At 70.7% G+C, this 20,040-nt stretch carries 21 protein-coding genes; 6 read left to right on the top strand and 15 right to left on the bottom strand.

Features of this window, described 5'->3' with window-relative positions:
• Positions 1–128: 128 nt before the first annotated feature.
• Positions 129–740, top strand: coding sequence for an HdeD family acid-resistance protein (locus N1031_RS16210; RefSeq protein ID WP_259480791.1), 612 nt, complete (start codon positions 129–131; stop codon positions 738–740).
• Positions 741–764: 24 nt separating this feature from the next.
• On the opposite strand, the gene N1031_RS16205 is transcribed toward N1031_RS16210, so the two are convergent.
• Positions 765–1,268: an NUDIX hydrolase gene (locus tag N1031_RS16205; RefSeq protein WP_259480790.1), complete on the bottom strand. Its 504-nt coding sequence runs from the start codon at positions 1,266–1,268 to the stop codon at positions 765–767.
• Positions 1,265–2,035 carry an SDR family oxidoreductase gene (locus N1031_RS16200; protein WP_259480789.1) on the bottom strand — a complete coding sequence of 257 codons (771 nt, stop codon included), beginning with the start codon at positions 2,033–2,035 and terminating at the stop codon, positions 1,265–1,267. The genes N1031_RS16205 and N1031_RS16200 overlap by 4 nt, the downstream gene beginning before the upstream one ends.
• 138 nt (positions 2,036–2,173) lie before the next feature.
• Between N1031_RS16200 and N1031_RS16195 the strand changes: the two genes are divergently transcribed.
• The 4 genes from N1031_RS16195 (at position 2,174) to N1031_RS16180 (ending at position 5,041) form a co-directional block, all read left to right on the top strand.
• Positions 2,174–2,680 (top strand): NfeD family protein, encoded by a 507-nt coding sequence (locus N1031_RS16195; RefSeq protein ID WP_259480787.1) that lies wholly within the window; start codon positions 2,174–2,176, stop codon positions 2,678–2,680.
• The gene (locus N1031_RS16190; RefSeq protein WP_259480785.1) at positions 2,677–3,741 is read left to right on the top strand and encodes an SPFH domain-containing protein; all 1,065 of its coding nucleotides are present in this window, start codon (positions 2,677–2,679) and stop codon (positions 3,739–3,741) included. Before N1031_RS16195 ends, N1031_RS16190 begins: the two co-directional genes overlap by 4 nt.
• Positions 3,742–3,751: 10 nt before the next feature.
• Complete coding sequence (locus N1031_RS16185; RefSeq protein WP_259480784.1) at positions 3,752–4,549, top strand: glycerophosphodiester phosphodiesterase family protein; 798 nt, start codon at positions 3,752–3,754, stop codon at positions 4,547–4,549.
• Between the two features lie 126 nt (positions 4,550–4,675).
• Positions 4,676–5,041, top strand: coding sequence for an RNA polymerase-binding protein RbpA (locus tag N1031_RS16180; protein ID WP_259480783.1), 366 nt, complete (start codon positions 4,676–4,678; stop codon positions 5,039–5,041).
• Positions 5,042–5,047: 6 nt separating this feature from the next.
• Here N1031_RS16180 and lnt read toward each other — a convergent pair whose 3' ends face one another.
• The 10 genes from lnt to N1031_RS16130 are packed head-to-tail and all read right to left on the bottom strand — an operon-like array spanning position 5,048 to position 15,468.
• On the bottom strand, positions 5,048–6,634 hold the full coding sequence (lnt, locus tag N1031_RS16175) for an apolipoprotein N-acyltransferase (RefSeq protein ID WP_259480782.1): 1,587 nt from the start codon (positions 6,632–6,634) through the stop codon (positions 5,048–5,050).
• Positions 6,634–9,168, bottom strand: a complete 2,535-nt coding sequence (locus N1031_RS16170) for a DEAD/DEAH box helicase (RefSeq protein WP_259480781.1) — start codon at positions 9,166–9,168, stop codon at positions 6,634–6,636. The genes lnt and N1031_RS16170 overlap by 1 nt, the downstream gene beginning before the upstream one ends.
• Positions 9,168–9,920, bottom strand: a complete 753-nt coding sequence (gene tatC / locus N1031_RS16165) for a twin-arginine translocase subunit TatC (protein WP_259480887.1) — start codon at positions 9,918–9,920, stop codon at positions 9,168–9,170. The genes N1031_RS16170 and tatC overlap by 1 nt, the downstream gene beginning before the upstream one ends.
• A gap of 50 nt (positions 9,921–9,970) precedes the next feature.
• Positions 9,971–10,315: a Sec-independent protein translocase subunit TatA gene (tatA, locus tag N1031_RS16160; protein WP_259480780.1), complete on the bottom strand. Its 345-nt coding sequence runs from the start codon at positions 10,313–10,315 to the stop codon at positions 9,971–9,973.
• Positions 10,305–10,664 (bottom strand): hypothetical protein, encoded by a 360-nt coding sequence (locus N1031_RS16155; RefSeq protein ID WP_259480779.1) that lies wholly within the window; start codon positions 10,662–10,664, stop codon positions 10,305–10,307. The genes tatA and N1031_RS16155 overlap by 11 nt, the downstream gene beginning before the upstream one ends.
• A gap of 9 nt (positions 10,665–10,673) precedes the next feature.
• Positions 10,674–11,666 carry a helix-turn-helix transcriptional regulator gene (locus N1031_RS16150; protein WP_259480778.1) on the bottom strand — a complete coding sequence of 331 codons (993 nt, stop codon included), beginning with the start codon at positions 11,664–11,666 and terminating at the stop codon, positions 10,674–10,676.
• The gene (locus N1031_RS16145; protein ID WP_259480777.1) at positions 11,666–12,727 is read right to left on the bottom strand and encodes a helix-turn-helix transcriptional regulator; all 1,062 of its coding nucleotides are present in this window, start codon (positions 12,725–12,727) and stop codon (positions 11,666–11,668) included. The genes N1031_RS16150 and N1031_RS16145 overlap by 1 nt, the downstream gene beginning before the upstream one ends.
• A gap of 33 nt (positions 12,728–12,760) precedes the next feature.
• Positions 12,761–13,663, bottom strand: coding sequence for an FKBP-type peptidyl-prolyl cis-trans isomerase (locus N1031_RS16140; RefSeq protein WP_259480775.1), 903 nt, complete (start codon positions 13,661–13,663; stop codon positions 12,761–12,763).
• Positions 13,664–13,717: 54 nt separating this feature from the next.
• Entirely contained in the window at positions 13,718–14,761 is a 1,044-nt protein-coding gene (locus tag N1031_RS16135) for a tRNA (adenine-N1)-methyltransferase (RefSeq protein ID WP_259480774.1), read from the bottom strand.
• Entirely contained in the window at positions 14,758–15,468 is a 711-nt protein-coding gene (locus tag N1031_RS16130) for an HAD family hydrolase (RefSeq protein ID WP_259480773.1), read from the bottom strand. Before N1031_RS16130 ends, N1031_RS16135 begins: the two co-directional genes overlap by 4 nt.
• An 87-nt stretch (positions 15,469–15,555) precedes the next feature.
• Here N1031_RS16130 and N1031_RS16125 point away from each other — a divergent pair, with 87 nt between their 5' ends.
• The gene (locus N1031_RS16125; protein ID WP_259480772.1) at positions 15,556–16,449 is read left to right on the top strand and encodes a PAC2 family protein; all 894 of its coding nucleotides are present in this window, start codon (positions 15,556–15,558) and stop codon (positions 16,447–16,449) included.
• 17 nt (positions 16,450–16,466) lie between these two features.
• Here N1031_RS16125 and mshC read toward each other — a convergent pair whose 3' ends face one another.
• Genes mshC through N1031_RS16110 form a run of 3 tightly spaced genes read right to left on the bottom strand, consistent with a single transcriptional unit; the run spans position 16,467 to position 19,965 of the window.
• Positions 16,467–17,765, bottom strand: coding sequence for a cysteine--1-D-myo-inosityl 2-amino-2-deoxy-alpha-D-glucopyranoside ligase (gene mshC, locus N1031_RS16120; RefSeq protein WP_259480771.1), 1,299 nt, complete (start codon positions 17,763–17,765; stop codon positions 16,467–16,469).
• A gap of 58 nt (positions 17,766–17,823) precedes the next feature.
• Complete coding sequence (locus N1031_RS16115) at positions 17,824–18,648, bottom strand: undecaprenyl-diphosphate phosphatase (RefSeq protein WP_259480770.1); 825 nt, start codon at positions 18,646–18,648, stop codon at positions 17,824–17,826.
• A 24-nt stretch (positions 18,649–18,672) separates the two neighbouring features.
• Positions 18,673–19,965, bottom strand: a complete 1,293-nt coding sequence (locus tag N1031_RS16110) for a M20/M25/M40 family metallo-hydrolase (RefSeq protein ID WP_259480769.1) — start codon at positions 19,963–19,965, stop codon at positions 18,673–18,675.
• Positions 19,966–20,040 lie beyond the last annotated feature (75 nt).

The raw sequence follows: 20,040 nt of genomic DNA, 5'->3' as shown, positions 1-20,040 counted from the left end.
TTGCTCGCCTGAGACTAGATCGCGCCGCCGACATCGTCACGCATGGTCACGACGCTCACAGCCGATTCGCACGGAGGTGCCAGCGCAGCGATACAGTGAGTGAACATCCGCATCACACAGGGGGCGACATGACCACACCCACCGTCAACACCGATCCGCTCGGTTTCTGGCTCTTCCCGGGAGACCTCTCCGGCACGGCCGTGCGCTGGCTGAAGGGCGGGCTCTGGATCCGCGCCATCCTTTCGGTGGTACTCGGCGTGGTCGTGCTCGTGCTGGCTTTCAACAACCCCGACGCGATCGTCTACACGATCGCGTTCCTGTTCGCGATCTACTTCTGGATCGTCGGCCTCGTGCGCATAGTGCAGGGCATCGTCAACAACACGGTCTCGGGCGGCATCCGGGCACTCCAGATCATCCTCGGCGTGCTGCTGATCGTCGCGGGCGTCGTTGCCATCCGCAACCCCGTCGTCTCGCTCATCGCGCTCGCGCTCGTGATCGGCTTCTCGTGGATCATCGAGGGCGTGATGGCCGTCATCGAGACGGCGAAGGACAGCTCGAAGTGGTTCGGCACCATCCTCGGCGTCGTCTCGGTGATCGCGGGAATCGTCGTGATCTTCCTGCCGCTGGAGTCGATCGGCATCCTCGTGCTGTTCACGGGCATCCTGCTCATCGTCACCGGCATCATGTCGGCCGTCACCGCTGTCACTCTCGGCCGCACGCCCAAGGCGAAGGTGGTCTGAGCCGAAGGTGGTCTGAGCCCCGGCTCAGCCGTCGAGCCCGTCGAGCCCGTCGAGCCCGTCGAGCAGGCGCCGCATCACCGCGGCCAGCTCGGCGGGCTCGACCGCGTCTGGGGTGGCGGCGAGTTCGTCGGCGCTCCACCACCGCCACGCCTCGATGTCGACGCGCTCCTCGGGCGTCCACTCCGCGTCGGCGGGCTCGAACCGGTCGACCACGAGCCGGTACCACTCCTCGTGGTAGTCCCTGAAGACCCCGGATGCGGGCTCCCCCACGAAATCGCGCGACCACGCGGGCTCACCCACCGTCGCCACGACCAAGCCGGTCTCCTCGCGGAGCTCCCGCACCGCGGCCTCGTGATGGGTCTCCCCCGGTTCGAGGTGACCGCCGGGCGTCAGCCAGCGGGTCGGATGCGCCGCCACGTCGGCGCGCGTGAAGAACAGCAGGGTGCGCCCGGTGCGGTCGACCAGCAGCACGCGCGACTTCAGGATGACGCCGCCAGCGGGCGTGGCCGCGTCGGCGGCGCCACTCATGCGGAGGCGACGCCGAAGTCGGAGACGTCACCGACGTACCGCGTGTGGTTCTCGGGGATCGGGTCGACGGCGGCGGCGGCCACCTCGGCCGCGAACTCGCTCACGTTGTAGAGGCGGCCTGCCGCCTCCTTGCGCGCGCCGATGGCACCGGGGTTGGCACGTTCGAGCAGTGTCGCCGTGATGGTGCCCTCGATCATGTCGCCCGACACCACGACGAAGCCGATGCCGAGCTCGTCGAGCTTCGGGATGAGCGCACGCAGCGCATCCTCACCGGCCCGCTTCGACAGCGCGACGGGCTCGTACTCGGGCATCGTGGGTGTGGTGGCGATGAAGTGCGCCTGGTGGCTCGTGACGAACACGATACGCGAGCCCGGCGCCAGCAGGGGCAGCGCCGCGTTCAGCACGTTCACCTGCGCGTCGCGGTTGAGCTGCAGGGCGTAGTCGGCGGCCATGCCGCTCTCCATGCCGCCCGAGGCGTTGAGCACGAGTACGTCGAGCCCGCCGAGTTCGGCCTGCACGGTGTCGAACATCGCGGCCACCGAGGCGGGGTCGGTGAGGTCGGCGCCCACCACGACGGCGGTGCCGCCGGCCTCGCGGATGCCGTTCGCGAGCTTCGCGGCCCTGGCCTCCTTGTTGCGGTAGTTGATGACGACGGAGGCGCCTGCGTCGGCGAAGTAGCCGACGGTGTCGGCGCCGATGCCGCGCGAGGAGCCGGTGACCAGGGCGCGCTTGCCTGCGAGCGAACCGGGGGCGAGTGGATTGGACACAGCTGACTCCTCGTGGATCGGAACGACCCCACGAGACTACCAAGCTGCCGATCGCCCGATCCGCAGATTGCCCCGCGGGCGGGCGGCGATCCCTGCTAGCGTCGAAGACACGGATGCCACGAGCTGAGGAGGTGCGCCGTGTCCGAGTTCCTCGACTCCTACGCCTGGATCTTCTGGCTGGGCCTCATCCTCCTGTTCATCGTGGTCGAGATGCTCACGCTCGAGTTCACCTTCCTCATGATCGCCGTCGGCAGCCTCGGCGGCCTCATCTCTGGTGCCCTCGGTGCCCCCTGGTACCTGCAGATCGTCATCGCCGCCGTGCTCTCGGTCCTGCTCATCCTGACCCTCCGGCCACCGCTGCTGCGGCTGCTGAAACGCGGCGGCGACCCGGCCAAGAGCAACGTCGACGCGCTGCTGGGCCTGGAGGGTCTCGTGCTCGACGAGGTCACGGCGGTGGCGGGGCACGTGAAGCTCTCCAACGGCGACACCTGGACGGCGCGGATCTCCCCCTCCGTGGTCGCGGCGGGTCTCTCGCGCGGTCAGCGCGTGAGGGTCGCCGCCATCGATGGTGCGACCGCCCTCGTGGAGCCCTCGGAAGCCGTCACGACCACCGATTCCGCCACCGACCCGAAGGAGCAGCCGTGAACGACGTCGTGGGCCAGGTCATCCTCATCGTGGTGCTCGTCATCATCGTCGTCTTCGTGCTCGTCGTGGTGGCGAAGTCGGTGCGCATCATCCCGCAGGCCAACGCCGGCATCGTCGAGCGGCTCGGGCGCTACCACAAGACCCTCTCCCCCGGTCTCAACGTGCTCATGCCGTTCATCGACCGCCTGCGCCCGCTGCTCGACATGCGCGAGCAGGTCGTGTCGTTCCCGCCGCAACCGGTCATCACCGAAGACAACCTGGTGGTCTCCATCGACACGGTCGTGTTCTTCCAGGTGACGGATGCGCGGGCCGCGACCTACGAGATCTCCAACTACCTGGGCGCGGTGGAGCAGCTGGCCACCACCACGCTCCGCAACGTCGTCGGCGGGCTCAACCTCGAGGAGGCGCTCACCAGCCGCGACGAGATCAACGGGCAGCTGCGCATCGTGCTCGACGAGGCCACGGGCAAGTGGGGCATCAGGGTGTCGAGGGTGGAGCTCAAGGCCATCGATCCGCCCGCCTCGATCCAGGACTCGATGGAGAAGCAGATGCGCGCGGAGCGGGAGCGCCGCGCGGTCATCCTCACCGCCGAGGGCACGAAGCAGTCCGCGATCCTCGAGGCGGAGGGCCACCGGCAGGCCGAGATCCTGCGCGCCGAGGGCGACGCCCGGGCCCAGGTGCTGCGGGCGCAGGGTGAAGCCGAGGCCATCACGACGGTGTTCGGCGCCATCCACCGCGGCGAGCCCGACAACCTGCTGCTGGCCTACCAGTACCTGCAGACCCTGCCGAAGATCGCCGAGGGCGGGGCGAACAAGCTGTGGGTCATCCCGAGCGAGCTCACCGAGGCTCTGAAGGGCATCGGCTCGGCGCTCGGCGGAGCGACGGCGGCGGTGAGACCCCAGGCGGCCACCCCCGCGGCGCCCGCCGCGGCAGCACCGGATGCGCCCCCTGCGGCCCCCGGGCCTGCTGCGCCGGTCGTGCCGCAGGCGGCACCTCCCGCTCCACCGGCCGAGCGATCTGCACCGCCGGTTCCGCCCGCGCCGCCTGCACCGCAGCAGTGACCCTGGCCCCGTGACCACCGCGTACTTCGACCCCGCGCGCCCGCGCATCTTCGCCCACCGCGGACTGGCCACGCACGCCACCGAGAACACGCTCGCCGCCTTCCGGGCCGCCGTCGACACCGGGGCCGATTACGTGGAGACCGACGTGCACGCCTCCCGCGACGGGGTCGCGGTCGTGGCGCACGACCCGACGCTCGAACGGATCGCCGGCCGCACCGACCGCGTGGACTCCCTCTCGCTCGCCGAGCTGCGCTCGATCGACCTCGGCGACGGGCTCGGCTTCCCGACGCTCGAGGAGGCGCTCCTGGCCTTCCCTGACACGAGGTTCAACATCGACGTCAAGTCTGTCGCAGCGGCCGAGCCCACCGCCCGGGCGATCGCCGCCACGGGCGCGGCCGGCCGGGTGCTGCTCACCTCGTTCTCGCGTGACCGGCGGCGCGCGGCGATGGGGCACCTCGCCCGCCTCCTCGCCGGTTCGAGCGGTCGGCCTGCAGCGGCCTCCGCGGCAGCGGAGGAGTTCGTGCCCGCGCTCGTGGCGGCCAAGCTCGGGCTCGTGCCGGTCGCCCGGGCGCTCCTGCGCGAGGTCGACGCCGTGCAGATCCCCACGCGGGTGGGCCCGCTGCGCACCACGACGGAGGCCACGATCCGCCGGCTGCACGCGGCCGGGGTGGAGGTGCACGTCTGGACGATCAACGATCTCGACGAGGCGGCCGGCATCCTCGCCCGCGGCGCCGACGGCATCGTCACCGATCGCGCCGACGCGGTGCTCGCGCTCGTCGAGCGGCGCCGCGGCCGACAGCCGTCGTAGAAATACCCCCCGAATTGGGAGTTTTGTCGAGTTCGCTGAGAGAGTACTGGCAATAGGCGTCTCCGGAAAGGTTCGCGCCGCTTCGCAGGTTTATAACTGGGAAGCTACGCGAGAGGAGACCACACAATGGCAGATCGCAGCTTGCGCGGAATGCGCCTGGGCGCACAGAGCCTGCAGAGCGAAGAGGGAGTGGTGTTCTCACCCCGGGCCACCTACACCTACCGGTGTGCGAGCTGTGGCCGCGACACCGAGATGGTGTTCTCGGCCGAGGCCGAGGCGCCCGAGACCTGGGAGTGCAAGTTCTGCTCCCGCGAGGCGACCCTGATGGTGGGCTCGGAGCCGGTCGTCATCGACCACTCCGACGCCAAGACGCCCCGTTCCCACTGGGACATGCTGCTCGAGCGCCGCACGCGCGCCGAGCTCGAGGAACTCCTCGAGGAGCGTCTGCAGTACCTGCGCGCCCGCCGCGGCACGCAGAAGATCGGCGCCTAGACTCGGTCAGCGCCCGACCCGGCGAGTGGACAACGCCAGCGCGAGGCCTGCCAGCCCGAGGCCGGCGACCAGCCACTCGACCTGGAAGCCGATCAGCGACGCGGGTGTCTGCACGGTCGCGAGCGGAACGTCGGCGACCATCGCCCCCGCCTGATAGGGCGGGATCGCCGCGATCGTGCTGCCGTCCGGGGCGATGATCTCGCTCGTGCCCACGGTCGAGATGTTCACGACGCTGCGCCCGAACTCCACCGCGCGCAGGCGCGTGATGGCCAGCTGCTGCAGGTTCTCGTCGGTCTGGCCGAAGTCGGCGTTGTTGGTCTGGGCGAACACCACCTGCGCGCCCTCGGCGCTCATCGCGCGCATCACCGCGTCGTCGGTGATGTCGAAGCAGATCGAGATGCCGGCGATCAGCCCGTCGATGTCGAAGGTGAGATCGGTGCTGCCGAACTCGTAGTCGCGGGTGACCAGGTCGACCAGGTCGGGCGCCAGGGCCCGGAAGAACGCGCGCTCGGGCATCCACTCCGCGAACGGCACCGGGTGCCGCTTGTCGTAGAAGTCGGTCACGGCGCCGTTCTGCCAGAGCAGCGAGGTGTTGTAGACCTTGTCGCCGCGTTGCTGGATGGTGCCGGCCACGATGGGCACTCCCCCGAGCTCGGCGCTCACGGCGTCGAGCGTGGCCGCGGCGATGGGGTAGGTCTCCGGGTCGAGGTCGCTCGCGTTCTCGGGCCAGACGAGCACGTCGAGGTCCTCCCCCACGAGGGCCGCCGACCCCGAGGCGTGGTCGCTCAGGATGTCGCCCGGCGCGTGCTGCGAGAACAGCCCTGCGTCGGAGTTGCCCTGCACCGCCCCGATGCGCGAGGTGCCGGAGGTGGGGGCCGGCCACGCGGGCACGGCGAGCGTGGCCACCACGGCGACGGCGGCGGTGAGGATGCGCGTGGCCGCGCGCATCCCGCTCTCTCTCACCAGCTGCAGCAGAAACGCCATCAGCCAGACGAGCACGAAGCTGAGCCCGGCCATGCCCACCCAGGCCACGAGTGACGTGTACGGGCTCTCGGACTGCGACATCGCCACCCGGCCCCACGAGAATCCTCCCCAGGGGAAGATCGAGTTGATGCCCTCGCGGAGCGTCCAGAGCCCGGCCACCACCACCGGCACGACACCCAGACGGCCCCAGCGGCTCGGCCAGGTGCGATCGGCACGGCGGTAGACCAGGGAGATGAGCAGGGAGCCGAGGGCGAAGTAGAGGGCTTCGAAGACGAACAGGCCGAGCCACGGCACCGGGCCGAGGTAGAGCGTCAGCCAGAAGATGTGCACCGCCCAGAACACGCCCCCGGCGACGAGGCCGACGAGGAACGCGGCCCCCGGCCGCCGGCCGACGAGCGCCGTGAGGATGACGCCGGTCGCCACGAGCGTGAGCGGCCACCAGCCCTTGTCGGGGAAGCCGGCGTCGAAGGCGATCCCCGCGCCGACCGCGGCGACCAGCGCGAGCCAGAGCGGCATGAGCGGGCGGCTGAAGCCACGGGCGTCGGTCTCGGTGACGCTGCTCGGGGAGCGGGCCGGAGAGAGTGCGGCAGAGGTCGTGGTGAGAGCCATCACGCCACCGAGGAGTAGGCGACGATGCCGCGCCGCACCGCGTCGATGGAGGCCTTCGCCGTCGAAGCGAGCCGCGCATCCTGGGTGCCCTGCAGCTGGTCGAGCAGGTCGATGGTCTGTTTGCACCAGCGCACGAAGTCGCCGGCCGCCATGTCGGCCTCGCCCAGCACCTCGTCGAGCCCGGCGCCACGCGCCCAGCGGTGCATGGCCGTGCACAATCCGAGCGCCACGGGCTCGGTACCCGGCAGGCGGTGCTCGCGCTCGATGTCGTCGACCTGCGCCCACAGCGTCTGGGTCTTGTCGAGCGCGACGCGGAAGGCACCGCGGGGCAGGAAGCGCTCCGGCAGATCGGACTCGTCGCGCCGGGGCTCGTACACGAGCGCGCAGGCGAGCGCCGCGAGCGAGGCGGCGTCGAGATCGTTCCAGATGCCCTGACGGATGCACTCGGCCACCAGCAGGTCGCGTTCGCCGTAGATGCGCTTGAGCGTGTGCCCGTGCGGGGTGAGCACGGTGCTGCCGTCGGCGGTCTGCTCGAGGTAGTCGAGCTGCAGCAGCACGTCGGTGACCCGGTCGAACACCTTAGCGATCACGTTCGTGCGGGTCTCGATCTGGCGGGTGAGCTTGTCGGTCTCGCGCTTGAGGGTGAACCAGCGCTCCGCCCAGCGGGCGTGCGCCTCGCGGTCTTTGCAGCCGTGCACGGGATGCGCGCGCAGCTGACGCCGCAGGTCGCCGATGCGGCGCTGGCGGCGGTCGCGCTCCGCATGCGACTGCGAGTCGGAGCGCCCTTGGCCCGCGCGTTCCAGGTCGGTGAGCTCGCGACGGATGCGCGCGTACTCCCTGAAGTCGCCGAGGTGGCAGTGCATCGCCGTCTCGTAGCCCTCGAGCGACTCCTCCTGCTGCCTCACCTTGCGCGCCAGGTCGACCACTGCGCGGTCGGCCTGGAACTGGGCGAACGACGACTCCAGCACCTCGCGGGTGCGGGCGCGCCCGAACTGGTCGATGAGGTTCACCGCCATGTTGTACGTGGGGCGGAAGCTGGAGTTGAGCGGATAGGTGCGGCGCGAGGCGAGCGACGCCACCTCCTGCGGGTCGAGACCGCTGCGCCACTGGATGACGGAGTGTCCCTCCACGTCGATGCCGCGGCGGCCCGCCCGGCCGGTGAGCTGGGTGTACTCCCCCGCCGTGATCGGCACGCGCGCCTCGCCGTTGAACTTCTCGAGCTTCTCGAGCACCACCGTGCGGGCCGGCATGTTGATGCCGAGGGCGAGCGTCTCGGTGGCGAACACCACCTTGACGAGCTTCTTCTGGAACAGCTCCTCGACCACCTCCTTGAAGGCGGGCAGGAGACCGGCATGATGCGCCGCCACACCGCGCTGCAGACCCTCGCTCCATTCCCAGTAGCCGAGCACCGCGAGGTCTTCGTCACGGAGCGTCCGGCAGCGCTCCTCGACGATGGCGCGGATCTCGTCGCGCTCCTCCGTGGTGGTGAGGCGCACGCCGGCTCGCAGCACCTGCTTCACCGCCTGGTCGCAGCCGATGCGGCTGAACACGAAGAAGATCGCCGGCAGCAGGCGGTGCTCGTCGAGCAGAGCCACCACCTCGGGGCGGTCGATGCGCTCGAAGCCCTGGCCGCGGAAGTCGCCGCGACCCCGGCCGGAGCCGCCGCCACGGCCGCCCCCCGTGCTCGGGCCGCCGCGTGAACCGCCGCCGCGGCCACCACCGCGCCCACCGCCGCCGCGTCCACGCCCGCCGTGGAGATTCGCCGGGCCACCCCAGGAGCTCCGCACCAACTGCACCAGTTCGGGGTTCACCCGGTTGGTCGCCGCGCGCCCGCTGGAGTCGAACAGGTCGAGCATCTTCGTCTTCACCAGGGCGTGCTGGTCGAGCGGCACCGGGCGGTCTTCGGAGACGATCACCTCGGTGTCGCCGCGCACGGCCTGCAGCCAGTCGCCGAACTCCTCGGCGTTGGAGACGGTGGCCGACAGCGACACGAGCTTGACGCTCTGCGGGAGATGGATGATGACCTCCTCCCACACCGCGCCACGGAAGCGGTCGGCGAGGTAGTGCACCTCGTCCATCACCACGAAGCGCAGGTTGCGCAACAGCGCCGAGTCGGCGTAGAGCATGTTGCGCAGCACCTCGGTGGTCATCACTACGATGCGCGCCTCGGCGTTGACGTTGGAGTCGCCGGTGAGCAGCCCCACCTCGTCGGGACCGTACTCGGCCACGAGCTCGGTGAACTTCTGGTTGGAGAGCGCCTTCATGGGCGCGGTGTAGAAGACCTTGTCGCGCACCGACTGCATCGCGAGGTGCACGGCGAACTCGGCCACCACGGTCTTGCCCGCTCCGGTCGGGGCCGCGACGAGCACGCTGCGCCCGTCTTCGAGCGCGGCGGCAGCCTCGATCTGGAACGGATCGAGGTCGAAGCCGAGGCCGCTGCGGAACACCTCCACCTGTGGATGGCCGGCGCGCCGTCGGCTGGCCGCGAACCTCTCGGCGGGGCTCAGCGCCTCGCCGGTGTCGATCCCGGCCATCAGACGGCCAGCTCGAGGTCGAGTCGTTCCGCGCTCCGCCGCTTGCGGCGGTCGTGCAGGAAGGCGATGCCGGCCGCGCCGAAGTAGAGCACGAGCATGGGGATGGCCAGCAGGAACATCGACATGACATCGGCCGCCGGAGTGGCGATGGCGGTGAACAGGGTGATGGCGAGGATGGCGATGCGCCACGACTTGAGGATGGTCACCGCGCTCAGCACTCCGGCGAAATTGAGGATGACGAGGAAGACGGGCAGCACGAAGGCCACGCCGATGGCGAGCACGAGCTTCAGCACGAAGTCGTAGTAGGCCCGGGCGGTGAGCAGGGCGGTCGTCCCCTCCGGGGCGAAACCGGTGAGCAGCGTCACCATGTGAGGCAGCACCATCCAGCCCGCCACGCATCCGGCGAGGAACAGCGGAACCGCGGCGAGCACGAATCCGAGGGCGAAGCGCTTCTCGTTCTTCTTGAGCCCGGGCATCACGAAGGCGAAGATCTGGTACAGCCACACCGGCGACGAGATGACCACACCCACCGTGAAGGCGATCTGGATGCGCAGGTCGAAGGCCGAGGAGACGTCGGTGAAGTTGAGGCTCGCCTCACGGCCCTGCTGGGCGGCGAGCTCGGCGATCGGCTGCGTGAGCGCCGAGAGCACGAAGTCGGAGATGACGAAGCCGGCGATCATGCCGACCAGCAGCCCCAGGGCCGCGATGAACAACCGCTTGCGGAGTTCGACCAGATGCGCACCGAGCGACATGCGGCCGTCGCGGGAACGGGGCTGCCGTGAGGTCTTGGCAGCCACCGCGGTCAGGACTTCGGGGCGTCGGTGCCGCTGTCGGTGCTCGGCGCGGGCGGTGCGGCGGGCGGAGCTGCGGGTGCGGTCGGGGGCGCCGTGGGCGGAGCCGGTGGTGCGGTCGGCGGCTCGGCCGGGGTCGAGGCGGCCGGTGACGCCGGTGCGACGGGCGCGGCCGGCGCCTCTGCCTCCGTGGCCGGGGCCGCGTTCTCGTCTTTCATCGCCTTGGTCTCGTTGCGGAAGATGCGCATCGACTGCCCCAGGCTCTTGGAGAGTGCGGGGAGTCTGGTCGCGCCGAACAGCAGCAGGATGACGACCAGGATGATGACCAGGTGCCACCCGTTGAGGTTACCGAGCATTGGTGGTCCGCTTCCTAAGGGTGGGGATGGTAGGTGGATTGATGAGGAGTTTACCCCGTGCGAGTCGCGCTTCTCTGCGTGCCTGCTTCAACTCGGCCCGTCTGGCCTCGTGCTCCTCGTGCCGGCGGGCGGTCTCGGCGTAACCCAGGGCGATGGCGCGCTCGGTGGGTTCTTCGGGAGCGAGCTTCTCGGCGTTCTCGGCCAGGGCGCCCACCTTGCGGCTCAGGGCGTCGAGTTCGCGCAGCACGTCGCGCCCCTTCACGAACAGCCGGTAGCCGAGCCAGGCGAGCATGCCGAGGAGACCGAGCACGAGCACGGTCCAGATGATCAACCACGACCACCACGCCATGGATCCAGCCTATTCGAGGTAGCGGCGGAGCGCTGCGTCGGCCCAGTCGGCGACGGCGGCGCGCGCCTCGGGCGGGCCCACCACGGTGAGCGAGGAGGCGTTCGAGGTGACGAGCCGCTTGAGCCCGTGGATGTGGGCGACCCGGATGTGCGCCCGCACCCGTCCGTGGGCGCCGGTCTGCGCATCCGGAGCCTCGTCGACCTGCGAGAGGTACTCGCCGAGCAGCCCCACCGCGGCCGGGTCGACCTCCACCGTCACGATGAGGTCGTCGTCGCCGCCCTGGAAGACCAGATCGCCGAGCCGCACGTCGTCGTGGGCCGAGCTCGCGGGGCGGTCGGTGACCACCAGCGCGGAGAGCCGGTCGAAGCGGAAGGTGCGCACCGCGCCGCGCCGGTGGTCCCAGGCGCGGAGGTACCAGCTCTCGTCGTCGGAGTCGATTCGCAGCGGGTCGACGGTGCGGTGCTCGCGGGTGCCGCGGGAGGCCAGGTAGTCGAACTCGAGCTGCACACCGCGAGCGAGGGCGTCGCGCACCTCGGCGAGCGAGCCGGTGGCTCCCTGGCGGGCGATGGCGACCTGGCTCGGCCGCTCGGAGGCGCCTCGGGCGAGCTTGTCCATGAGGGAGGAGTACACGCCGCGGTCGATGTTCTCGGGCAGCGACTGCAGGTACTGCAGCCCGGCGATGAGCGCGGCGGCCTCACGCGCCGAGAAGCGTGGCGAGTCGTCGAGGGCCACCCGGTGGGTGATGACGATCTCGTCGTGCTCGTCGAAGTCGTCCCACGCGATGTCGAAGAGGTCGCCGTGCTGGTACTGGAAGGTCTCCCCCGGCACGCCCGAGACGGCGATGAGCGAGACGGCGTCACGGATCTGCTGCTCCGAGACCTGGAAGTGCGCGGCGGCGTCGCTCACCGAGACCCTGCCGATGTCGACGAGGTACGGCACGAGGGCGAGCAGGAAGGTGAGCTTGTCCTGTGCGTAGGAGAAGGACTGCCCGGAGTCGGCCATCAGCGGGCCTCCTGCTCGATGCCTGGAGAGGTGGTGCCGGGAGCGGTGGTGCCGGAAGCGGTGTCGCGGTGGGCGGCCGACACGGCGCGCAGCCGATCCACCACCGACTCGACCAGCTGAGCCGGACCGAGCACCCGCACCTCCGGTCCGAATCCGGCCAGCTCGTCGGCGAGCAGGGCGGTGTCGGTGAAGTGCAGGCGGATGCGGCCGTCGCCGGCGTCCTCGGCCCCGCGCCGGCGGCTCAGCCGCAGCTGTGCATCCGTGCCGTTCTGCACCTCGAGCTCGGCCACGTTGGCGTCCCAGATGGCGTCGAGCTCGGCGAGGGCGAGGGCCGCGTAGTCGGCGGCGGGCAGGTCGAGGGGCTTGCGGCCGAGGGTGACGGCGCCGCTGATGCGCGAGAGGAGGAAGGTGCGGGGCTCGTCGAGGTCGAGGTCGGTGGCCTTGAGGTGCCAGCGACCCTGATGCTGCACCAGCGCGAGCGGGGCGACCGTGCGCATCCGTGCGGCCGGGTCGCCGGGCTTGAGGTACAGGAACCGGGCCGAGACCCGCCGGGCGAGCGCCGTCGAGAGGGGTTCGAACGCGCTGTCGCGGGTGCGGATGCGCGGGGCGTAGCCGAGCACGGGCTCGGTGGTCTCGACACCGGTGGAGCGGAGCTTCAGCAGTGCGCGCCGCGACTCCCGTGAGAGCGAACCCTCGCGCCAGGCCATGGCCGCGAGGTTGAGGAGGGTGGTCTCGGCCGCCGAGAACGCGATGTCGGCGGGCAGCTCGTAGGCGGTGCGCGGGATGCGGTAGCGCAGCTGCTGGTTGTTGCCCGGGTCGCCGGGCGACTCGAGGGTCTCCAGCGGAACGCCGAGCTCGCGGATGTCGTCCTTATCGCGCTCGAACTGGCGCTCCAGGCTGGCGTTGTCGCCGCCCGACCGGTAGCGCTGGCGATACCCCTGCACGGTGGAGAGGATCTCGTTCTTCGTGAGCCCGGTCTCCGTCGCGAGGAGGGCCAGCACGAGGCTGAACAGGCGCTCTTCCACCGGAACCGGCGCAGGAGTCAGCTTCTCAGGGGCCACACCGGAATCCTAGTTCGTGCGGCGGGTGCGCGATCAGGATGCGGGCAGCACGCCGAGCACGTCGACCACGTAGGCGGTGGCGTCGCCGTCGCTCTCGCCGGGGATGACGATGAGCACCTGCGAGCCCACGGTCTGGCCCACGAGGAAGGGCGTGACGCCGGCCGGCTGGCTGGAGCCCTGCGTCTGGGTCGCGTCGTCGGACATGAGCCAGAGCTGGGGGCTGCCGTCCCACGTGGTGGAGAGCACGTCGCCGGTGGAGTAGGAGACCGCGAGCGACTGCACGAGCACGGTGTCGCCCTCGGCGATCTCGGCGCCGTCGCCGGCGATGAGGGTGGTGGCCTTGGCCTCGGTGGGGGCCTCGCCGGAGATGTTGACTCCGGGGCGGCCGTTCGCGTCGCGCACCACGCTCGGGAAGCCCGAGGCGCCCGACTGCAGCGTGCCGGAGGCGGCGCTCGGGTAGACGTCGATGACGTCGAAGACCATCACGATCGAACCGGGGGCGCCGGTGACGACCTCGGCCGCCTGCTCGTTCGGCAGGGCGATCGCCACACGCTCGCCCGCGGTGGTGCAGAGCAGGCCGTCGAGCAGCCCGCCGGGCAGGCCGTCGTTCACCACGATGAGGCCGGTCTGCACCGATCCCACCGCCGCGCCGGTCTCGCCGTCGTACGCCGCGTAGCTCACGTTCACCGTGGATCCGCTGCCCACCACCGCGCCGTCGCCCTCGATGAGGGCCGAACGCTCCACGCTCGCGGGCACGAGCGGCGAGGGGAAGCTCGCCTCGGGGTCGGCACCGAAGTCGCCGGAAGCCGTGACGGTCGAGCTCGACTCGCCCGAGACCGCGGCGGCCGAGCAGTCGGGCGCGGCGGGCGAGGTGCTGCAGCCCGCGAGGGCGAGCAGGAGACCTGCCGACAGGGTGAGCGCGAGGGACTTGCGCACGGATCCTCATTTCCTGCGTACGACGAGCCGGCGGGCCCGATGAGCGAACCTATTCTATTCCACCGTCGGAGCCGGCTCGTCCGCCGCGTCGCCTCGGCCGGAGGAGTCTCCGGCCTCGCGGGCCTCGCGGGCCTTGGCGGCGTCGGCGGTGGCCGAGGCGGCGCGCACGCGCTTGCGCAGGCTCTTCGGGCTGATGCCGCGCTCCCCCAGCGCGCCCGGGGTCCAGGCCTCCACGTCGTCGTCGCTGTAGTCGCTCTTCGAGGCCCGGCGCTTGAGCTCGGGCAGCACGGCGCCCGGGGCGAGCCGGCGCGCGGTGACCAGGAACCCGGTGTGGCCGATCATCCGGTGGTCGGGCCGCACGGCGAGACCCTCGACGTGCCAGCCGCGCACCATCGTCTCGCTCGGCACCGGGTTGGTGAACAGTCCGCTGTCGCGCATCGTCTCCACCACACGGGAGAGCTGGGTGACGGTCGCCACGTAGCAGAGCACCACGCCGCCGGGCTTCAGGGCCTCCGCGACCGCCTCGATGCACTCCCACGGAGCGAGCATGTCGAGCACGACGCGGTCGACCGAGTGCGCCTCGTGCTGCTCGGGCAACGCCTCGGTGAGGTCGCCGACGGTGACGGTCCAGTTCTCGGGGTCGCGGCCGAAGTAGCCGCCCACGTTGCCTCTCGCCACATCGGCGAACTCGTCGCGCCGTTCGAAGCTCGACAGCCGCCCTTCGGGGCCGATGGCCCGCAGCAGCCAGAGCGAGAGCGCCCCCGAGCCCACGCCGGCCTCCACCACGGTGGCACCGGGGAAGACATCGGCCTGGGCGAGGATCTGCGCGGCGTCTTTCGGGTAGATGATCGCGGCGCCTCGAGGCATCGACATGACGAAGTCGGTGAGCAGGGGGCGGAGGGCCAGGTGCTCCACACCGACCGAGTTCTGCACCACGGAGCCGTCGGGCAGACCGATGAGGTCGTCGTGCTGGATGAAGCCGCGGTGGGTGTGGAAGACCTTGCCCGACTCGAGGGTGATGCTGTTGAGCTTGCCCTTGGGGCCGGTGAGCTGCACGCGGTCGCCCTCGCGGAAGGGGCCGCTGAAGCGGGCGCTCACGAGGCCGCCCGCTCGTCTGCTACTCGTCCGCCAGCCGTCCGCGCGCTCCGCGCATCTGCCAGCACCGCGGCGAGATCGTCGAGGCCGCGGCCGTCGAGCGTCGTCCAGATGCGGTCGGCGCCGGAGTCGTCGAGGTTCAGCAGGTGCTGCACCCCGATCACGACCGCGCCCGAGGCGACGGCCGAGGTGACGCCGGTCACGGAGTCCTCGATGGCGACCGAGCGCGTGACGTCGACGCCGAGGAGGGAGGCGGCCGTGAGATAGGCCTCGGGGTGCGGCTTCATCTCGGTGACGACGTCGGCCGAGACGACGGTCGCGAAGGCGGGGAACGGGATGTAGTCGGCCACGTGGTGGGCCATGCGCCCGATCGACATGGTGACGAGCGCCTGCGGGATGCCGGACTCGTGCACGGCGGTGAGCAGCTCGAGGGCGCCCGGACGCCACGGCACCTGGTGCGAGATCTGCTCCATCACCTCGCTCGAGAGCAGCTGGATGATGGCGTCGGACTCCATCCGCACGCCGAACTCCTGCAGGATGGCGGCGCTACGGTCGAGGCCCGAGCCGACGAGCGTCATGGCGGCCTCGTGGGTCCAGGTGCCGCCGAACGACTCGACGAGACGCTCCTGGGCGAGCATCCAGTAGGGCTCGGTGTCGACGATGGTGCCGTCCATGTCCCAGAGGACCGCGGCGGGGAGGAGTGCTGTCACGGGCGACAAGTCTACGTGTCGCCTATCCTTGACTGATGGCACCCGCACCGTGCGGAGGTCTCGGAAGGCTGTGAGGTACCCACCACGGTGACAGACAACGGATTCCAGCGGGGCCGGCTCCTGCTCGTCGCGTTCGAGGGGTGGAACGACGCGGGAGAGGCGGCGACCGGAGCGCTCCGGGTGCTGAAAGACCAGCTCGACGTCATCGGCATCGCGGAGGTCGACTCCGAGCGGTACTACGACTACCAGTTCAACCGCCCGAACGTCGTCGTCGACGACGACGGCAAGCGCGTGCTCGAGTGGCCGGGCACGAGTGTCTACGGCCCGAGCGACAGCACCCAATCCGACGCCGGGGCCTCGCGGGTGTACCTGCTCATCGGCACGGAGCCCTCGCGCAACTGGCGCTCGTTCACGGCCGAGGTGATGGCCACGGTGCTCGCCGAGGAGATCACGGGGGTGGTGCTGCTCGGCGCCATGCTCGCCGACGTGCCGCACACGCGGCCCATCTCGGTGTTCGCGAGCAGCGAGAACGCCGTGGTGCGCAGCGAGCTCGACGTGGAGCGGTCCACCTACGAGGGGCCCGTCGGCATCCTGAGCGTTCTCGCCGAGGCGGCCGAGGCGGCGGGCATCCCCACCGTGTCGGTGTGGGCGAGTGTGCCGCACTATGTGCACAACGCGCCGTCGCCCAAGGCGACGCTGGCCCTGGTGGAGAAGATCGAGGAGCTCGTGCGGTTCGAGGTCGACCGCGGCGAGCTCGCCGACGAGTCTGCGGCGTGGGAGGCGGGCATCGACGCCCTCGCGGGCGACGACGACGACATGGCCGCCTACATCCAGCAGCTCGAGCAGGCGCGCGACACCGTCGACTCGCCCGAGGCGAGCGGCGAGGCCATCGCGCAGGAGTTCGAGCGCTACCTGCGCAAGCGCGGCGACGGGCGCGCGGGCGGCGACGGCCGCCCCGACGAGCCCTGGCGCCGCGACTGACCGGGAACCGCGACGCGTCAGAGGCGGATGCCGAGCAGCGCGTCGAGCGCGTCGGCGGCCACGGCGTTCGCCGCGGCACCGTGCGAGCGGTCGAACCACTCGTCGAAGAGCGCCAGCGCGCCGGGCGTGTCGAGGTCGTCATGCAGTCGCGCGCGCACCGCGTCGAGCAGCGCGAGCGGGTCGTCGTCGAAGGCGGCCCCCGCGCCGCCGGCCGTGGCCGTGGCCGCGCGCGCCACGCTCTCGCGCCACCCCGCGAGCCGCTCGGCCGCCCGCACCTCGTCGCCACGGTGCCACTCCCAGTCGTCGCGATACGGATGCGCGAGGATCGCCAGGCGGATCGCCGCCGGCTCCACGCCTTCGGCACGCAGCTGCGACACCAGCACGAGGTTGCCGAGCGACTTCGACATCTTCTCGCCGTCGAACGCCACCAGCCCGCCGTGGGCGTTGATGCGGGCGAAGCGCTCCTCGGTGAGCGCGGTCGCGTGCGCCGCGCTGAACTCGTGGTGCGGAAAGACGAGGTCTCCCCCGCCGCCCTGCACGTCGATGGTGTCGCCGAGGGTCTGCCGGGCGATCACCGAGCACTCGATGTGCCAGCCCGGTCGCCCGCGGCCGAGTGACGCGCTCCACGGCGTGTCCCAGGCGGGCTCGCCCTCCCGGGCGGCGCGCCAGAGCAGCGGGTCGAGCGCCTGCCGCTTGCCGGCGCGCGCCGGGTCGCCGCCGCGCTGGGCGAACAGCTCGGCCATGGTCGCCTCGTCGAGCCCGCTCTCCGAGCCGAGCACCCACGGGGTGGCGGCCTCGGCCGCCGCGATGTCGAAGTACCAGTCGGCCGCACCCGGCACGAGCGCGTCGGGCGTGTCGACCGCGTAGGCGATGCCGCGCTCGCGCAACTGCTCCACGGCCGCCGCGATCTCCTCGATCGTCTCGGTCACCCCCACGTAGGAGTCCGGCGGCACCACGCCGAGCGCCGCCATGTCGGTGCGGAAGAGCTCGACCTGGCTCGCGGCCAGCTCGCGCCAGTCGGCGCCGGTGGCGTTCGCGCGCTCGAGCAGCGGGTCGTCGACGTCGGTGATGTTCTGGGTGTACTCCACCTCGAGGCCCGCGTCGATCCAGCTGCGCACGAGGGTGTCGAAGGCGAGGTAGGTGGCCGCATGGCCGAGGTGCGTGGCGTCGTAGGGCGTGATGCCGCAGACGTAGAGCGTGACCGCGGAGGCGCCGTCGGCGCTGTCGAGGAAGTGCCCGCTCGCGTCGTCGTGGAGCCGGGGCGCTGCCCCACGGCCGGGGAGGGAGGGGATCGCGGGTCGGGTCCAGGAGCGCACCGATCCAGCCTAGTTGCCCTGGGGCAAGCTCCTGCGCGAGAAGGAAGAACCGCGCCCGTCAGGCCGCGATGACCCCGAACGACAGCAGCACGATCAGCACCACGCCGAGCGCGATGCGGTAGATGACGAACGGCAGGAAGCTGCGCTTGGAGATGTAGCTCATGAAGAACGCGATCACCACGAGACCCACCACGAACGCCACCACCGTGGCGACACCGGTCTCCAGCGGCCCGTAGATGCTCGGCTCGCCGATGCTCTTGTACACCTGGTAGAGCCCCGAGCCGAACACGGCGGGGATCGCCAGCAGGAACGCGTAGCGGGCGGCCGCACGCCGCTCGTAGCCGAGGAAGAGCCCGGCGGTGATGGTGCCGCCGGACCGCGACACGCCCGGGATGAGCGCGAGGGCCTGCGCGAACCCGAACACGATGCCGTGCCCGAGTGTGAGGTCTTTCAGACGCCGGCGCTTGGCCCCCACGTAGTCGGCGATGCCGAGCAGGATGCCGAACACGATGAGCATGATCGCCACGATCCAGAGCGAACGGAAGGTGGTCTCGATGGCGTCCTGGAAGAGCAGGCCGAGCACCACGATCGGGACCGAGCCGACGATGATGAGCCAGCCCATCCGCGCATCCGGGTCGTTGCGGGGTACCCGGCCCACGAGCGACTTGGCCCAGCGGCTCACGATCTTCACGATGTCGCGCCAGAAGAACACCACGACGGCCGCCTCGGTGCCGATCTGGGTGATCGCCGTGAAAGCCGCACCCGGGTCTTTGGCACCGGGGAGGAACTCGCCCAGGATGCGCAGGTGGGCGCTGGAGGAGATGGGGAGGAACTCGGTCAGACCCTGGACGAGGCCCAGGATGATGGCGTTGAGAAGGTCCATGGCTCCCTTACGGAGATCGGGGGGTCAGTAGCGGAGCAGCAGATCGGTGAGAACGTCTGTGCCAAACCCTAACGCCTCGATCGGCACCCGCTCGTCCACCCCGTGGAACATGGCCGGGAAGTCGAGGCTCGGCGGCAACTGCAACGGGGCGAACCCGAAGCCGCGGATTCCGAGCAGCGAGAGCGCCTTGTTGTCAGTGCCTCCGGAGAGCAGGTAGGGCAGCACCTCGGCGCCCGGGTCGTGCTCCTGCAGGCTCGCGACCATGGCGTCGACGAGTTCGCCGTCGAAGGTGGTCTCGAGCCCGATGTCCTCGTGCGAGACCACGATCTCGATGTCGGGCCCCACGATCTCGCGGATCTCGGCCATCACCGCCTCCTCGTGGCCGGGCAGCACCCGCACGTCGATCATGGCCTCGGCCCGGTCGGGGATGACGTTGTGCTTGTAGCCGGCGGTGAGCCCCGTGGGGTTCGTGGTGGTGCGGAGCGTGGCCGAGATGAAACGCGAGGCCGTGCCGGTCTGGATCGCGATCTCGTCGGGGCTGAGCTGCGTGGCGTCCTTGCCGAGCAGGGCGGCCACCCGGTCGAGCAGCTGACGCGTGGTGTCGGTGAGGTGCACCGGCCACTCCCGGCTGCCGATCGCGGCGACGGCGGTGGCCAGACGCGTGACGGCGTTGTCGCGGTTGATCTGCGAGCCGTGCCCGGCGGTGCCGCGCGCCACGAGCTTCATCCAGATGAGGGCCTTCTCGCCGGTCTGCACCAGGTAGGCGCGCTTGCCGGCGAGGTCGATCGAGTAGCCGCCCACCTCGCTGATGGCCTCGGTGGCGCCGGCGAAGAGCTCCGGATGCTTCGTGACGAGGTGGTGCGAGCCGAACACTCCCCCGTTCTCCTCGTCGGCGAAGAAGGCGATCACGAGGTCGCGCGCGGGCCGGCGGCCCGAGCTCAGGATGCGGTCGAGGGCGGCGACGATCATCGCGTCCATGTTCTTCATGTCGACGGCGCCGCGCCCCCACAGCATCCCGTCTTTCACCTCGCCGCCGAACGGATCGACCGACCAGTCGTCGGCGATCGCGGGCACCACGTCGGTGTGACCGTGCACGACGAGTGCGGGTTTCGACGGGTCCGCCCCCTCCACACGGCTGACGATGCTCGTGCGACCCGGTGCGCTGTCGAACGACTGCACGGTCAGGCCCAGGCGTTCCAGGTGCGCCGCGAGGTACTCCGCCGCGAGGGTCTCACCGTTCGACCGGCCCTCGCCGTAGTTCGAGGTGTCGAAACGGATGAGGTCGCGGGCGATGGTCGTGGTGAGGTCGAGGCTCATGGTTTCACGCTACCGTCCGCCGGTGAAGGGGAGTGGAATTGCGGCGCCCCGAGACGTGCTATTGTCTTTCCTTGG

The sequence above is a fragment of the Herbiconiux moechotypicola genome, assembly GCF_024979255.1.
GTDB lineage: Bacteria > Actinomycetota > Actinomycetes > Actinomycetales > Microbacteriaceae > Herbiconiux > Herbiconiux moechotypicola.
This window is presented reverse-complemented; position numbering and strand designations above follow the sequence as displayed.

What these genes read in the sequence shown, in the direction of transcription:
- N1031_RS16210 (WP_259480791.1), top strand. Translation starts at nt 129, where the DNA reads ATGACCACACCCACCGTCAACACCGATCCGCTCGGTTTCTGGCTCTTC.
- N1031_RS16205 (WP_259480790.1), bottom strand. Translation starts at nt 1,268, where the DNA reads ATGAGTGGCGCCGCCGACGCGGCCACGCCCGCTGGCGGCGTCATCCTG.
- N1031_RS16180 (WP_259480783.1), top strand. Translation starts at nt 4,676, where the DNA reads ATGGCAGATCGCAGCTTGCGCGGAATGCGCCTGGGCGCACAGAGCCTG.
- lnt (WP_259480782.1), bottom strand. Translation starts at nt 6,634, where the DNA reads ATGGCTCTCACCACGACCTCTGCCGCACTCTCTCCGGCCCGCTCCCCG.
- N1031_RS16170 (WP_259480781.1), bottom strand. Translation starts at nt 9,168, where the DNA reads ATGGCCGGGATCGACACCGGCGAGGCGCTGAGCCCCGCCGAGAGGTTC.
- tatC (WP_259480887.1), bottom strand. Translation starts at nt 9,920, where the DNA reads ATGTCGCTCGGTGCGCATCTGGTCGAACTCCGCAAGCGGTTGTTCATC.
- tatA (WP_259480780.1), bottom strand. Translation starts at nt 10,315, where the DNA reads ATGCTCGGTAACCTCAACGGGTGGCACCTGGTCATCATCCTGGTCGTC.
- N1031_RS16155 (WP_259480779.1), bottom strand. Translation starts at nt 10,664, where the DNA reads ATGGCGTGGTGGTCGTGGTTGATCATCTGGACCGTGCTCGTGCTCGGT.
- N1031_RS16150 (WP_259480778.1), bottom strand. Translation starts at nt 11,666, where the DNA reads ATGGCCGACTCCGGGCAGTCCTTCTCCTACGCACAGGACAAGCTCACC.
- N1031_RS16115 (WP_259480770.1), bottom strand. Translation starts at nt 18,648, where the DNA reads ATGGACCTTCTCAACGCCATCATCCTGGGCCTCGTCCAGGGTCTGACC.
- N1031_RS16110 (WP_259480769.1), bottom strand. Translation starts at nt 19,965, where the DNA reads ATGAGCCTCGACCTCACCACGACCATCGCCCGCGACCTCATCCGTTTC.